This is a genomic window from Caryophanon latum, assembly GCF_001700325.1.
Taxonomy (GTDB): Bacteria; Bacillota; Bacilli; order Bacillales_A; family Planococcaceae; genus Caryophanon; species Caryophanon latum.
Genome location: NZ_MATO01000029.1, coordinates 1 through 14,206, shown reverse-complemented (window position 1 = coordinate 14,206; position 14,206 = coordinate 1). Strand labels below are relative to the sequence as shown.

Annotated in this window: 12 protein-coding genes; 8 read left to right on the top strand and 4 right to left on the bottom strand. The window is 41.8% G+C overall.

Annotated features, from left to right (window positions below; translation table 11 throughout):
• Positions 1-33: 33 nt before the first annotated feature.
• From mutY to A6K76_RS06900, 4 genes are all read left to right on the top strand, one after another.
• Positions 34-1,080 carry an A/G-specific adenine glycosylase gene (mutY, locus tag A6K76_RS06915; protein ID WP_066463443.1) on the top strand — a complete coding sequence of 349 codons (1,047 nt, stop codon included), beginning with the start codon at positions 34-36 and terminating at the stop codon, positions 1,078-1,080.
• 104 nt (positions 1,081-1,184) lie between these two features.
• The gene (gene ntdP, locus A6K76_RS06910; RefSeq protein ID WP_066463441.1) at positions 1,185-1,730 is read left to right on the top strand and encodes a nucleoside tri-diphosphate phosphatase; all 546 of its coding nucleotides are present in this window, start codon (positions 1,185-1,187) and stop codon (positions 1,728-1,730) included.
• A gap of 394 nt (positions 1,731-2,124) precedes the next feature.
• The gene (locus A6K76_RS06905) at positions 2,125-3,867 is read left to right on the top strand and encodes an ABC transporter ATP-binding protein (RefSeq protein WP_066463439.1); all 1,743 of its coding nucleotides are present in this window, start codon (positions 2,125-2,127) and stop codon (positions 3,865-3,867) included.
• A 124-nt stretch (positions 3,868-3,991) separates the two neighbouring features.
• Entirely contained in the window at positions 3,992-5,131 is a 1,140-nt protein-coding gene (locus A6K76_RS06900; protein WP_066463437.1) for a hypothetical protein, read from the top strand.
• 184 nt (positions 5,132-5,315) lie between these two features.
• Here A6K76_RS06900 and A6K76_RS06895 read toward each other — a convergent pair whose 3' ends face one another.
• The 3 genes from A6K76_RS06895 to A6K76_RS06885 form a co-directional block, all read right to left on the bottom strand.
• Positions 5,316-6,671 carry an O-antigen ligase family protein gene (locus tag A6K76_RS06895; RefSeq protein ID WP_066463434.1) on the bottom strand — a complete coding sequence of 452 codons (1,356 nt, stop codon included), beginning with the start codon at positions 6,669-6,671 and terminating at the stop codon, positions 5,316-5,318.
• A 501-nt stretch (positions 6,672-7,172) separates the two neighbouring features.
• Positions 7,173-8,264: an FUSC family protein gene (locus tag A6K76_RS06890; RefSeq protein WP_066463432.1), complete on the bottom strand. Its 1,092-nt coding sequence runs from the start codon at positions 8,262-8,264 to the stop codon at positions 7,173-7,175.
• 269 nt (positions 8,265-8,533) lie between these two features.
• Positions 8,534-9,829: a glutamate-1-semialdehyde 2,1-aminomutase gene (locus tag A6K76_RS06885; protein ID WP_066463430.1), complete on the bottom strand. Its 1,296-nt coding sequence runs from the start codon at positions 9,827-9,829 to the stop codon at positions 8,534-8,536.
• A 128-nt stretch (positions 9,830-9,957) separates the two neighbouring features.
• On the opposite strand from A6K76_RS06885, the gene bcp reads away from it, so the two are divergent.
• The 3 genes from bcp to perR all read left to right on the top strand — a co-directional run bounded on the left by bcp (position 9,958) and on the right by perR (position 11,936).
• Positions 9,958-10,416 (top strand): thioredoxin-dependent thiol peroxidase, encoded by a 459-nt coding sequence (gene bcp, locus A6K76_RS06880; RefSeq protein ID WP_066463429.1) that lies wholly within the window; start codon positions 9,958-9,960, stop codon positions 10,414-10,416.
• 13 nt (positions 10,417-10,429) lie between these two features.
• A complete protein-coding gene (locus A6K76_RS06875) occupies positions 10,430-11,377 on the top strand; it encodes a D-2-hydroxyacid dehydrogenase (RefSeq protein WP_066463428.1) in 948 nt (315 codons plus the stop codon).
• 109 nt (positions 11,378-11,486) lie between these two features.
• Entirely contained in the window at positions 11,487-11,936 is a 450-nt protein-coding gene (perR, locus tag A6K76_RS06870) for a peroxide-responsive transcriptional repressor PerR (RefSeq protein WP_066463427.1), read from the top strand.
• A 36-nt stretch (positions 11,937-11,972) separates the two neighbouring features.
• Here the strand turns inward: perR and A6K76_RS06865 are convergent, their stop codons facing one another.
• Positions 11,973-12,323 (bottom strand): YgzB family protein, encoded by a 351-nt coding sequence (locus A6K76_RS06865; protein WP_066463426.1) that lies wholly within the window; start codon positions 12,321-12,323, stop codon positions 11,973-11,975.
• Positions 12,324-12,506: 183 nt separating this feature from the next.
• Here A6K76_RS06865 and A6K76_RS06860 point away from each other — a divergent pair, with 183 nt between their 5' ends.
• Entirely contained in the window at positions 12,507-13,376 is an 870-nt protein-coding gene (locus A6K76_RS06860; RefSeq protein ID WP_066463425.1) for a nucleotidyltransferase-like protein, read from the top strand.
• Positions 13,377-14,206: the final 830 nt, after the last annotated feature.

The following is a 14,206-nucleotide window of genomic DNA, read 5'->3' as shown; positions in this document are numbered from 1 at the left end:
CCAATAAAATGAAATATGAGAGAGGTGTTTTTCATGCATTACGCATATGCCGAACAATTTCGCAAAGCACTTGTCACATGGTTTGAGCAAGAAAAGCGCGATTTACCGTGGCGACATACGAAAGATCCATACAAAATTTGGGTGTCTGAAGTGATGCTCCAGCAAACGCGCGTCGATACGGTCATACCGTATTATACCCGTTTTTTAGAGCATTTTCCGACGATGGACGCTTTAGCGAATGCGGAAGAAGAATTGTTACTGAAACAATGGGAAGGGCTTGGCTACTATTCACGTGCGCGCAATTTACAAGCCGGTGTGCGCGAAGTCGTTGAAGTATACGGCGGGGTCGTGCCGAACACGCGCGAGGAAATTTCCAAGCTAAAAGGTGTCGGTCCGTACACAGCAGGCGCGGTGCTATCGATTGCGTACGGTGTGCCAGAGCATGCGGTTGATGGGAACGTCATGCGCGTGCTCAGTCGTGTGCTGAACATTCATGACGACATCGCGTTGCCGAAGACGAAAAAGGTGTTCGAAGCGGCAGTCGATATGCTCATTGACCGCGACAATGCGTCGTCGTTTAACCAAGGTTTAATGGAGCTAGGGGCGCTCATTTGTACGCCGACGTCACCGAAATGCTTACTTTGCCCAGTGCGCGAGTATTGCACAGCGTTTCATGAAGGTGAGCCGGAGAAGCTACCGGTGAAAACGAAAAAGGTGAAGACGAAGCCGCTTTATTACGACGTGTACGTCATGCGTGATGAAGCGGGCAATTTGAAAGTCGAGCAGCGCGATGCAAGCGGTTTACTAGCGAGCATGTGGCAGTTCCCGATGATTGAGCGTGGCGACGACGTATTTACACCGACGTTACTGGAGCAGCAATACGATGTGACGATTACGACGAAGGAAAACTTAACAACGCTAAAGCACATATTTTCGCATTTAGTGTGGCATATGGACGTGTTTGTCGTCGATGTTGCCGGGGTACAACAACATTGGGTAACATTTGAGGAAATGAAAAAGTATCCAATGCCTGTGTCGATGCTGAAAATTTTAAAAGCGTATGAAAATAGTTTGGGATAGAAAGTTTTACAAAACGGTGTTTCACTCTACACGTTTCGGAATGACATTGTTATAATAGAGAAGATTACTATATAAACGTGTAAGACGAAAAGGTGGGCTTCAATATGGCAGTACCAGTAGAAGGAGAAACGATACAAATCCACAGCTATAAGCATAACGGTCGTATCCACCGCGTCTGGCAAGAAACAATGGTTTTAAAAGGGACAAGAAATATCGTAATTGGCGCAAATGAACGTACGCTTGTTACAGAATCTGATGGTCGCACGTGGTTAACGCGAGAGCCGTCAATTTGCTATTTTCACGCGGAGCATTGGTTTAACATTATTTGTATGCTGCGCAACGATGGTGTGTATTATTATTGCAACATTAGTTCACCATTTGTATTTGATAATCATGCATTGAAGTACATTGATTACGATTTAGATGTGAAAGTATTCCCTGATATGAGCTATACTCTGTTAGATGAGGATGAGTACGAGCAACACCGTAAAGAAATGGCATATCCAGAGGTCATCGATAAAATTTTAAAGCGTAACGTCGACAAGCTCATTAGTTGGATTCACCAACGACGCGGACCATTCGCACCAGATTTTATCGAGGCGTGGACGAGCAGGTACAAGCTGCTAAAGGATATTTATTCATCGGAATGACAAAAAGCTAGGGCTATGTTTCAGTTGTATTGACTGAAGCATAGCTCTCTTTTTATGTGTAAGCGTATCTCTTACACGATTGAATTTTACATTTGTTCTAGCCTAGTAGTACATCACCATAAGCTGAAGGTTGACGCGTAAAAGTTGCTTGTAACAAGAGGCGGACTCCTACGGGAAAAGCACGTGCCTCATGACCAACATCGTGTTCGCCGCCGAGCCCGCGGAAAGCCTGCTTCGTCGTGAAAAGTAACTATAGTTAAAGATCAAATGAGCGTGGTAGAAAGATGATAGCAAGGCAACAGTTAAGCACACGCCCAAACAGCGAAATGGATTTTTCCCGCAAAAAATGCCATAATTAAATCTTGTCTTTCAACTACAGAATGAGGGTGATACGTTGGATAGTATGAAGCGTTATATGCGGTTTGTGAAGCCGTATTGGGGAATGTTAATTTTAACGATGGCGATTGGGATTTTGAAATTTGCCATCCCGTTGTTCACGCCGTTATTAATTCAAATTATTATTGATGATATTATTGGTGGCGATATGTCGATCGAGGAGAAGACGACACAGCTTGCGTATTGGATTGGTGGAACGATTGTGCTGTTCTTCATCATTCGTCCGCCGGTTGAGTATTACCGTCAATATTACGCACAGCACTTATCGAATAAAATTTTATACGATATTCGTCAAGAAATTTATGGGCATTTACAAAAGCTCAGCATGAAATATTATTCGAACACGCGAGCAGGTGAAGTCATTTCGCGCGTCATTAACGACGTCGAGCAAACGAAAAACTTCGTCATGATCGGTTTAATGAACATGTGGCTAGATTTAGCGACAATTTTAATTGCAGTGGCGATTATGTTAACGCTAAACGTCAAGCTAACAATCGTCGCACTCATTACGCTGCCGCTTTATGCGATTAGCGTCAAATATTTCTTTAGCAAGCTGCGCGACTTAACACGAAAACGCTCGCAAGCACTTGCAGGCGTACAAAGTTATTTGCATGAGCGAGTAAGCGGCATGAGCATCATTAAAAGCTTTACACTTGAAAAGCACGAGCAAACGATTTTCGATAGCACGAACGATGAGTTTTTAGAAAAGTCACTTGACCAAACGCGTTGGAACGCGAAATCATTTGCGGTCGTCAACACGATTACCGACATTGCACCGCTTCTCGTCATTGCGTATGCCGGCTACGAAGTTATTCAAGGCAACTTAACGATCGGGGTCATGGCGGCGTTTATCGCATACATTGAGCGACTGTATTCACCGCTTCGTCGTTTAATGAGCTCATCGACGACACTTACACAGGCGATTGCATCAATGGACCGCATGTTTGAGCTAATGGATGAGGCGTACGACATTGAAGATAAAATGAATGCAAAGCAGCTGCCAGCGATTCAAGGGAAAGTGGCGTTTAGCAACGTTAGCTTCGCGTATGAAAATGGCGGCAAAAACGTGCTCGATGACGTAAGCTTTACGATTGAACCAGGGAAGACAGTCGCATTTGTCGGCATGAGCGGCGGCGGCAAATCGACAATCGTTAGTTTAATTCCACGCTTTTACGATGCGACGAGCGGCTCAGTTACAATTGATGATGTCGATGTGCGTGATGCGACGATGGAGTCGGTGCGCTCACAAATCGGCATCGTGCTGCAAGACAACATTTTGTTTAGCGACTCGGTACGCCAAAACATTTTAATGGGGAACCCACACGCGAGCGAAGAAGACATGATCGAAGCGGCAAAAGCAGCGAACGCACACGACTTCATTATGTCGCTGCCACAAGGATATGATACGAAAGTTGGCGAGCGTGGCGTGAAACTATCAGGTGGGCAAAAGCAACGTGTTGCGATTGCACGCGTGTTTTTAAAAAATCCGCCTGTGCTTGTGCTCGATGAAGCGACGTCTGCACTCGATTTAGAAAGTGAAGCGCTCATTCAAGATTCGCTTGAGCGACTAGCGCACGACCGCACGACGATTGTCATTGCACACCGTTTATCGACAATTACACATGCCGATACAATTTACGTTATCGACCACGGACGTGTGAAGGAATACGGCACGCACGCAGAGCTTATGAAAAAGCAAGGTGCGTATTATGATCTGTTCCAAATTCAGCATTTAGATTAATGAAGAGCCGAATAGTAGCCACTTACAGAAGTGGCTACTATTCGGCTTTTACTTGTATGGTCGAAAAAACTTGTTTATGATGGAACATACGAGAATACGTTATTTTAGAAAGGTTGTTTTCATTTTGGAAAAAGGCTTATTTTACTCATATTCAGATGAGTGTAAAACAAATTACTTCACCAATTCATTAAATGTGCAGTTTCCAGCATGTAAAGAATTGAACTACTATTCAATTTCTAGTGTCATTTTTGAGTCGAATTATTATAAAAATCAATTTGAAGATGAATGGAGAGCATTGCGAGCTAAATATAATATTCCTAAAAATGAATGTTTACATTTTGCGGAGTTCAAGAAGTTGTTTTCGAAGACACATATACAAAACATTCAAAAATATAAGTGCGTAGAAGGTGATTTCAAAACGATGGATATGGAAACGATTATAGCTAAATATTTATTAAACGTTGACTCACCTAATGTAGCTACATTTCTAACTAAAGTAAAGAAGTCATTAAGTTTAGATGATTCGGATTTGTCAGCATATTCGACATTTTACGATGAAGAGCGTTCGGAGGAACAATCGAAAAGTGATTTGAAGAGCTTCTTCAACGATTTAAAACAATTATTGTCGTCCGCGGAATTTACGATCATTAACACAGATTATGTAAATACTAAAAGACAATATGTGAACAAAGGAACGAAAGGATTAACGAAAAAGAAATCGAACCCACCAGAAAACATCGCAAAACTAGCACCACGCATTACGTTTAAACAGCAACTCGATTTGATTATTGAGCATTTGTTAACAGAAGAAATTGAAGGGCAATTGTATTTGAATCAAAACTTAACGTCTGAGCGGTACATAAAAATTAGATTCGATGCTGATGGGAAAAACTTTGATGCGAAAAATGATTTGAAGGCGGCATTTAATGAATCACTTACGATCGGTACAGAACGATTTTTACAAGAGACTGCTGTGAAATTGTTAGATGAAATTCGTTTCATACGTAAGGAAGAAGTCGGCAGTGAATATACGCCCCCTCATTGTGGAAGTGAGGTTGTTGACTTTATTTGTTCGTTAGTCTGTACGTTAACAAGATATGAATTTTTAAAAGCACGAGGGTTTATTGATGAGAAAAGTGTAACAATTAATGATTACGTTAACTTCAAATTTATTGAGTATGAGGATCAAGATGTAGATGGTGTGGATTTTAAAGAACTTTTAAATGAAAAGCTCATTTTGTGTAGAGCAATTGACCATACGTAATAAAAATAGGCAAAAAAAAACTCGCCAGAATTTATCTGCGAGGGTCGACACAACGAAATATATTCTTGTATCTGTAATCAAATTTATCACCTTTATTTTTTTATGTCAATAAATAAGGAGAATAAATTTAAGTAAATCACATAAAAAGCACCTGAAGTTTCGTCCTTCAGGTGCTTTTTGCATATTAACTATTACTCTCTACCATCGTATCAAGCTGTGTGACGCGATAGAGCATAATGACCATCGCGGCTAAATAAATGCTAACTGCTGGTGCGAACCAAATGTGTCCGGCAAGCAGTGATACTGACATTGCTAGTAAGAACGCAAAGAGCGCATATAAAATTTTCCCGCGCGTTACGCCACGTGTTGAGAACACCGCTTTGACCGTAAACACGAGGAATGATACGAACACAAGTAAGAAATAAACCGTTCCGACAATACCGAATGAGAAAATGTAGTCGATGAAGTCCATCTCGATAATTTTTACATCGACATCATCGTAATAATCGCCAGCATAGCCTAAACCGAACAGCTTGCGCATAACGTGGGCGCGCTCGTAGTCTTCATATGTTTCAATCGCGTAAATGTCACGCGACGATACGATTTTCGTAATGATTGGGTTTACTTTTTCACGTAAACGAACAACTTCTGAAATACGTGCTACGTCGTCTGCTGCGTAAAACAGTTCCGGCGTTTCATACTTTTGATTACGTGCGGCTTGTTGCTCCTCTGCCATTTGACTATTTTCGGCAGCAGGTACACCGTTAAAGAACAGCAGTGAGAAAATGAATGGCACAGCTAAAAATGCCGCGTTCGTTTTCTTTACTTCTTTCATACGGAAAATGAAAATGGCTAAAGCAAACAGTATAGCAATAACTAAAATGGCCCCGATTGCTACTTTCGTTCCGACGTAAAATGATGACCATGTAATTAAAAAGACAGATAGGAACGGTAAAATCGTTTGTTTCCCTTTACGGAAGAACAACGTATATACCGAGAAGAAATAGGCGAACATTAATACCGCACTAATTTCGTTACCTGATGAGTAAAAGCCTAAGCTTCCTTTTAAGCCGTGGTCATAACTATCAAACGAGAAGTTTAACCAAGTTGGCACTAAAATAAATGCTGAAATGACAATCCCGTTGATCATCACAACATTTGCGAGGCGATGCAGCTCTTCCTTTGAGCGCATTAAATAAAACAGCGCAAAAATTAAGACGACCGGATAAACCGATTTTACGAGAAACGTAATTTCGCTCCCGAGGCTCGCACCTTCTTTGAACAGCAGTGTCACGATCAATTGCATCGCTGCAAGGAAGGTGATCGCTGCAATATGGAACATGAGTGAGTGATCTTTGTTTGTAAATACTTCTTTCAAAACAAATAACATGAAGACTAGCATGACAAGCGTACGAACAATAATACCGAGTGACAAGTTAATGCCAAACGTGTTCATCAGCAAGTTCGTTAGCACATCAAGTACAGGTTGAAGTAATAAAAAGACCAAAAAAATAGGTACTAACTTATTACGAGTAAGCATGTGAAATCTCCTTGATTAGTAAAATAGGTGTTCGTATGTTGTATCAGCTATCAGTATAGAACAACTGCCTTAAAATAAAAAGTGAAACAATGTACTAACTTCAACATTATATCAAACAATTCCTTATATAGACGACATGAATTCATATCAGGTTCAGATTATTTTATGAAGCATGCAAAAATGCAGCAAATTGTATTGGATCAAGCATGTTCATTAGCCGGTCAATCAGCAGGAGCATATGGCGGTTCGCAAATAATTCTAAGCTTCGGCGGCAAACACGACGTTTTTTATGAAGGCGATGGCGCGTGATCACCTTCTTTAATCTACCGCATTGCTCTTGCCTAGAAAGTCTCGCAGCATAGGCGGTAGCGCGAATCGTATATAGTACACGTTTTAGCCTAACTATCATTTTCAAATGCCGCCTCTATAGCAAGGAAACAGTATTGTTCGCAACAAGATGTGTCATGGAAAGGCTACCTCGACGTGAAGTGCGATAGAAGGTTAGTAAAAATCTTGCTCTAAATCAATGTTAATTTCCTTACTATGATAGCTGCGATACGACACGATGAGCGTATCTAAATGCTCTAAGTTTTCCTCGTAATCTAAAATGCGCGATAAAATGTACAGCAAGTGATAACTCGAAAACTCTTCCTCTTCAATGTTTTCACGAGACAAAATAATTTGGTTAATGAACTCCTCCATCACCTCATTACCGCGTAAATACTCCTCTTCACGCGTCCACTTCGAATGCTCCGGCTTTAATTTACCTGTAAACTTCAACAACAGCTGCTCGTGATACGTCAACAGTGAATCGAGCCGCGTTTGAATGAGTAGATTAAATTGATCGGGTAGCGTCGCGAGCTCATTTTCATGCTTATGCAAACGATGCAGTAGTTCTAAGCTTTTGCGCGTCGTTAAAATCATTTGGCGATACATGACGAGCTTGCGTGCTTTCACAAATTTTTTATTGCGATGGTAATTGCGCTCCTCTTTAAAGAAATCATACAGTGTCGTCACCTCAGACAAGCGCGTTTCAAGCTTTGTAAGTGCCATTTTCGTTGACGTATGCTCTGACGCTTGGCGAACTGCAAGACGCGTCCATCGAATAATGTCATCTTGCAGCACGTAAATGTTTTTAAATAGCTTTACTTCATAGCGCGGTGGTAAAAACGCTAAGTTGACGAAAAATGCCGCAAACACACCGATCATCACCGTTCCAAAGCGCACGACAGCAAACATTAAAAAATCATCACCTTGTATTTCCATAATGGCGATGACGGTTACAAGCGCAAGGGAAATCGCCTTTTCGAGCTTGAGCTTAATCATAATGCTAATGACGATAATCGCGGCCATCCCAATTGCGACAATTTGATGTCCAAACAATAGCGCAAAAATGACTGCAATAATTGCACCGATCAAATTCCCTTGTATTTGCTCTAAAATTGTTAAGTATGAGCGGTAAATGGATGGCTGAATAGCAAACACAGCAGCGATGCCGGCAAACACTGGCGTTGGCACATTCAACGTCTGTGCGATAAACAATGCAAGAACGATGGCGACACCTGTTTTTAAGACGCGAGCCCCAACTTTCATAGCAGCAGTCACCCCTTTCACAAATAATAGTGTGTTCACTTTATACGATAATTGCCTACAGCGTCAACTATTGAGAGAAAAAGCGCATGCCAATATCGGCACACGCTTTTACAATCATTCATTTAACATTATTTGAAACGAGTGGAATCGGAAAGTGTTACTCGTAGTAAAAGGCGGACTTCAGTAGAAAAACGTGAGCCTCCACGCCTGTGAAAAGCCTACTTCGATATGAAGAGCCGCACAAAGCAATTACCAACAGTTTAAGTTAGTTACAATTGCGAAAATGCATAATCCGCCGCTGCAATCGTCTCAAGCACGTCTGCTTCTGTATGCTCTGTCGTTAAAAACCACGCTTCGTATTTTGACGGTGCTAAGTTAATGCCTTTACTTAACATGAGCTTGAAGAAACGCCCGAACTTTTCGCCGTCCGTATTTTCCGCCTGCTTGTAGTTTTCAACAACTTGCCCAGCTTCCTTAACGAAGTACACCGCAAGCGCACCTTTTAAACGGTTTACTGTAACAGGGACGTTATGCTTTGCCGCCGCTTCCACTAACCCTTTTTCTAAAATCGCACCTAAGCGATCCATTTCCTCGTACACGCCGTCTTGTGCAAGCACTTCTAAACACGCGATTCCAGCTTGCATGCTCGCTGGGTTGCCTGCCATCGTTCCTGCTTGATACGCAGGTCCAAGTGGCGCGACCGTTTCCATAATTTCTTTCTTCCCCCCGTATGCGCCAATCGGTAAGCCGCCGCCGATTACTTTTCCAAGCGCCGTTAAATCTGGCTCAAGACCAAGTAGCGTTTGCGCGCCGCCGTAGTGGAAGCGGAATGCAGTAATGACTTCATCGTAAATGACTAAAGAGCCTTTTTCCTTTGCGATGCGGTGAACCGTTTCAAGGAAGCCTTTTTTCGGTTCAACGATGCCGAAGTTGCCGACGATTGGTTCAACTAAAATGCCAGCAATTTGCCCATCCCATTTATCCATCGCTGCAACGAATGCGTTCTCGTCGTTAAACGGTACTGTAATGACTTCGATTGCGACTGATTCTGGTACGCCTGCTGAGTCAGGTGAGCCGAGCGTTGCCGGACCTGAGCCTGCTGCTACAAGTACTTGGTCGAAATGTCCGTGGTAGCACCCTTCAAACTTCATAATTTTCGTGCGACCTGTGTAAGCACGCGCCACACGCACCGTCGTCATGACTGCCTCTGTTCCTGAGTTGTTAAAGCGCACTTTATCCATTGATGGGAAGACGTCCTTTAACATTTTTGCAAATTTCACTTCATGCTTCGTCGGTGTACCGAACAGTAATCCTGTTTCTGCTGCATGCGCGATTGCTTTTGCGATATGTGGATGACCATGACCTGTTACGATCGGACCGTACGCTGCTAAATAGTCGATGTAACGGTTGCCGTCGATATCATAAAAATATGCACCTTTACCGTAATCCATTGCTACTGGTGCGCCGCCGCCAACTGCTTTATATGAGCGTGATGGACTGTTGACGCCACCAACGATATGTTTAAGTGCCTCTTCGTGAAGCGCTTCTGATTTTGAATGATTCATAATTACCTCCAACTGGAACGTTTTTGTACTTCGATTCTCATTGTAGACCTAAACGAAAAGTTATGCCAAACAAATTGATGAAATGAGCGCAGTCGGGTACGATATTAGAAAGACTGGAGGGAACAGCGATGGAATTATTACATAAAGACGCACCGTTATTTACGCTGCTAAATGAGAATGGCGACGACGTATCGCTAGAAGCATACCGAGGTAAATACGTCGTGCTTTATTTTTACCCGAAGGACGCAACGCCTGGCTGCACGACAGAAGCGTGTGATTTCCGCGACGCATACGAGGATTTTTCGGCACTCAATGCGGTCATTTTAGGTGTCAGCCCAGACGACGACAAAAAGCATACAAAGTTTATCGCTAAGCATGGTCTGCCGTTTTCACTTCTTGTAGATAGCGACCATACCGTGTCTGAACAGTACGGCGTGTGGGTATTAAAGAAAATGTACGGGCGTGAGTATATGGGTATTGAGCGTTCGACGTTTTTAATTGACCCACAAGGCAAAGTCGTTGGTGAGTGGCGCAAAGTGAAGGTGAAAGGTCACATTCAAGACGTGTTATCAACTTTACAACAATAAGGAGTGTTTTCACATGCATGTATATGCTTCATTTTTTATTCGACCAGATTTACGCGAGCCGTTAGTTTCGGCGTTTCCAAACGTTCAGTTCACATTTGCTCCACATGACGTGAATGAGGAGGCGCTTGCAAAGGCGGACGTATTGCTAACGTACGGGGAAGATGTAACGGAGGAATTACTCAAAAAAGCGCCAAACATTCAATGGATTTTCGTCGCATCAGCTGGTGTTGAGAAGCTGCCAGCGCGCACTATTTTAGCCCGCGATATCGTCGTATCAAACGTCAAAGGTATTCATAAAAAACCGATGGCAGAATCAATCATCGGGCACATTTTAGCGTTAAAGCGTGCCATTCCGTGGATGTACGAGCAAAAGAAAAAAGGTGAGTGGAGTCAAGACGTGCGACAAGATGAACTAAACGGCAGCACCGCACTCATTTTAGGGCCAGGCGCGATCGGCGGGGAAATCGGACGCCTGCTGCAAAAGTTTGACGTGACGACGATCGGTTGCAACCGCTCAGGTGAACGTGCAAAATATATGGACGAGACGATTACGTTCGCGCAGCTAAAAGATTATTTACCGAAAGCAGATATCGTGCTGTCGCTGTTGCCAAAAACGCCAGAGACAGATCGTTTATTTTCATACGATTATTTCGTCTGTATGAAGGAAACAGCTATTTTCATGAACTTCGGGCGCAGCAACATCGTCGAAGAGAGCGTATTAGTCGGGGCGTTAAAGGAAGGGCAAATTGCACATGTCGTTCTCGATGTGTTTGATGAGGAGCCACTACCGAAGACGAGCGAGCTATGGCAGCTAGACGGCGTTGTCATTTCACCGCACATTTCAAGTCGTTCTTCTTTATATGTAGAACGTAGCTTAGCGATTTTTAAACCGAGTTTACGTCGCTTTATGCAAGGCTATCGCAATTTAGAAAATATCGTAGACTTAGAACGTGGTTACTAATTGATAATAAAAACACACAAAAGTTGACAGATACTACTTTCATTTTATACACTAATTATAACGATTATAAACTAATAATAACTATTCTAATGAAAGTAGGTGCATGGCGATGTCAGAGGTGCATTTAAAAGATGCGTTAGACACGTTAAAAAGTACAGGTGTACGAATCACACCACAACGTCATGCGATTTTGGAGTTTTTAATTCAATCGATGATCCATCCTACAGCAGACGATATTTATAAAGCGCTTGAAGGCAAGTTCCCTAACATGAGTGTGGCAACGGTGTACAACAATTTGCGTGTTTTCCGCGAAGCCGGTTTAGTGAAAGAGCTAACGTACGGTGACTCTTCAAGTCGATTTGATTTCGTGCTCGGTGCAACAGATCATTACCATATGATTTGCGAAGACTGTGGAACGATTGTAGATTTCCATTATCCTGGACTTGATGAAGTGGAGCATTTTGCAGCACATGTCACGGGCTTTAAAGTAAATTCACACCGCATGGAAATTTACGGCACATGTCCGAATTGCCAAGGTGTATCAGCAAAAGCACAATAATAACAAAAGGCAGCTGGAAATTTCAGCTGCCTTTTGTTATGTTCTCGCGCGCTTATTATACGCTTCGTCAAATTCCTTACCTTCTAATTCTCGATCGAGTGTTAGCGCCTCATTACAATACATGCACATATCAACGCGCCCGAGCATTTTCGTATGTTTACCACAGCTTGGACATTCAATGACGACCGCCTTTGTCGACAGCATACCGATCCAAACGTATACAGCGGTGCTTGCGAAGATGCATAAAAGACCGAGTGACATAAAGACGAGCACGAGCCACGGATTGCTTTTAAAAAAAATCCCTCCATACATTACGACGAAGCCGATGAAAATAAGCGATAACGCAAATGACCGTATTTTGTTGATTTTGCTTGAATATTTCTTCATTATGCCGCCCCCTTTGTTCGTTTTATTGTACTATACGAAACGCTTGATGCAAAACGTTCGCCTAACAAAGAGGAATTTTATGAAACATGTCGAAATAAAAAAGATATACTAGTAGTCGTCTGCTATTTAGCGTGCAGCAACTAAAATTCGGCAAAGAAGAAATTAGTGTAAGGGGGAGCGAAAGTGGAACACGTATTACGACCGATTTATCAAGAGCGGGCGAGCAATGCAGAAACGCTCGGCATTATTTTAGTGGATAAAAAGCAAAACGAAACAAATGTTACAGATACTTTTGATAAGGTGCTGCTCGTCATCGTAAAGGATGCAGAAAAGGCGATGATGACGAAGCATTACACATTCGATTACCAAAAAGCAGTGATGCATACAATTACAGAAAAGCAATTGCGCAAATGGCTTCTTATAGGCTCGCATCGTCGTCTTGTCGATTGGTTATTTAACGGTAAAGTGCTATTTGATCGCAATGAATTTTTACATACGTTAAAGATGGAATTAAAAGCTTTTCCATTTGATGGGCGCAAAATTAAAACAGGTATTCAATTTGCGATGCTCATTCGACGTTATATAGAGGGAAAAGAGTTGTTTGAACAAAAGAACTATTTAGATGCGTACAATCATGTTGTCGATTCATTACATCATTTAGCGCGTCTATCTGTAATTGATAGCGGTTTATATCCAGAAGTGACAGTGTGGGCGCAAGTAAAACGGCTAGAGCCAGCCATTTACAAATTATACGAAGAGCTCATTTTAAGTGACGAGCCGATTGATAAACGATTAGAGCTGTTATTTTTAGCGAGCGAGTTTATGATTCACTCACGCACAGCAGATGGAGCACAACATATTTTATCGGTTATGAAAGAACAAGATGCTTGGACTATTCAACAATTACACGAGCATAAAGAGCTAAGCAATTATTCTAAAGATCTCGAAGTATTTATCGAGTATTTAGTTGAGCGTGAATACATTGAAGTTGAAGCAGTCATGTCAAAAAATGAAATGATTTTTCATCGTTATTATAAAGTTGGAAAACAATAATTTTTTTAGAGTAGGCTGGAACAAAAGTATAATTCCAATGAAGTACAGTGTAGTTATATGCTGAAAATTTCATACATGGTCACGAAGCGAAGAGCGGACTTCTATATAGACGGTGAATGTATTTTAGCGTTTTGTTCGTCGGCTCTCCACATCGAGGCAGGCTTTCCGCGGGCGTGGCTCGAGCCTGTAGTCTCTCGCTCACGCTTTTCCCGCAGGAGTCCGCCTCTTGTTTCGAGCCTCGTTCACATTCTAAATTTCAATCACCTTGTATATAGTTGAATCACAAATGTTTTTTTGTGACGAGTAATCGCATAGCATGAGTTTGAGACTACAGGTTTATGTTATGTCCTAAAGAATGGCCCGCTCGAAGCAAAGTGCCACAAGGAAACGGAACATTTCCTTGTGGCACTTTTTTATCCCAATCTCCCAATCTGTTTTATTTTGTTATGATAAAAAAGGATTTATTGATCTTTCTTCTTATATAAAAGAAGGTAGAAGCAACTGAAATGCTATTATATTCATAATATTATTTCTTTAAAATAATCGAATTTTTTTCATGAAAACAGTTGACGTAGAAAGGAATAACCTTTAATATAAGGGTTGTCGCTGATATGCGAACTATATAAGCACTTACAAAAATTAGTCGGAAAAGTTTTTTTAAGAAAATGCTTGACGCTAAAACATAACGGTGTTAAATTATAGTAAGTCGGAAACACAAGCTGACATGAACCTTGAAAACTGAACAACAAACGTTGATGAAACATAGCTAGTTAACTCTAGCAAACGATTTTGGACATCATAATTGATGCCAGCAACATTTTAGTTTCGGC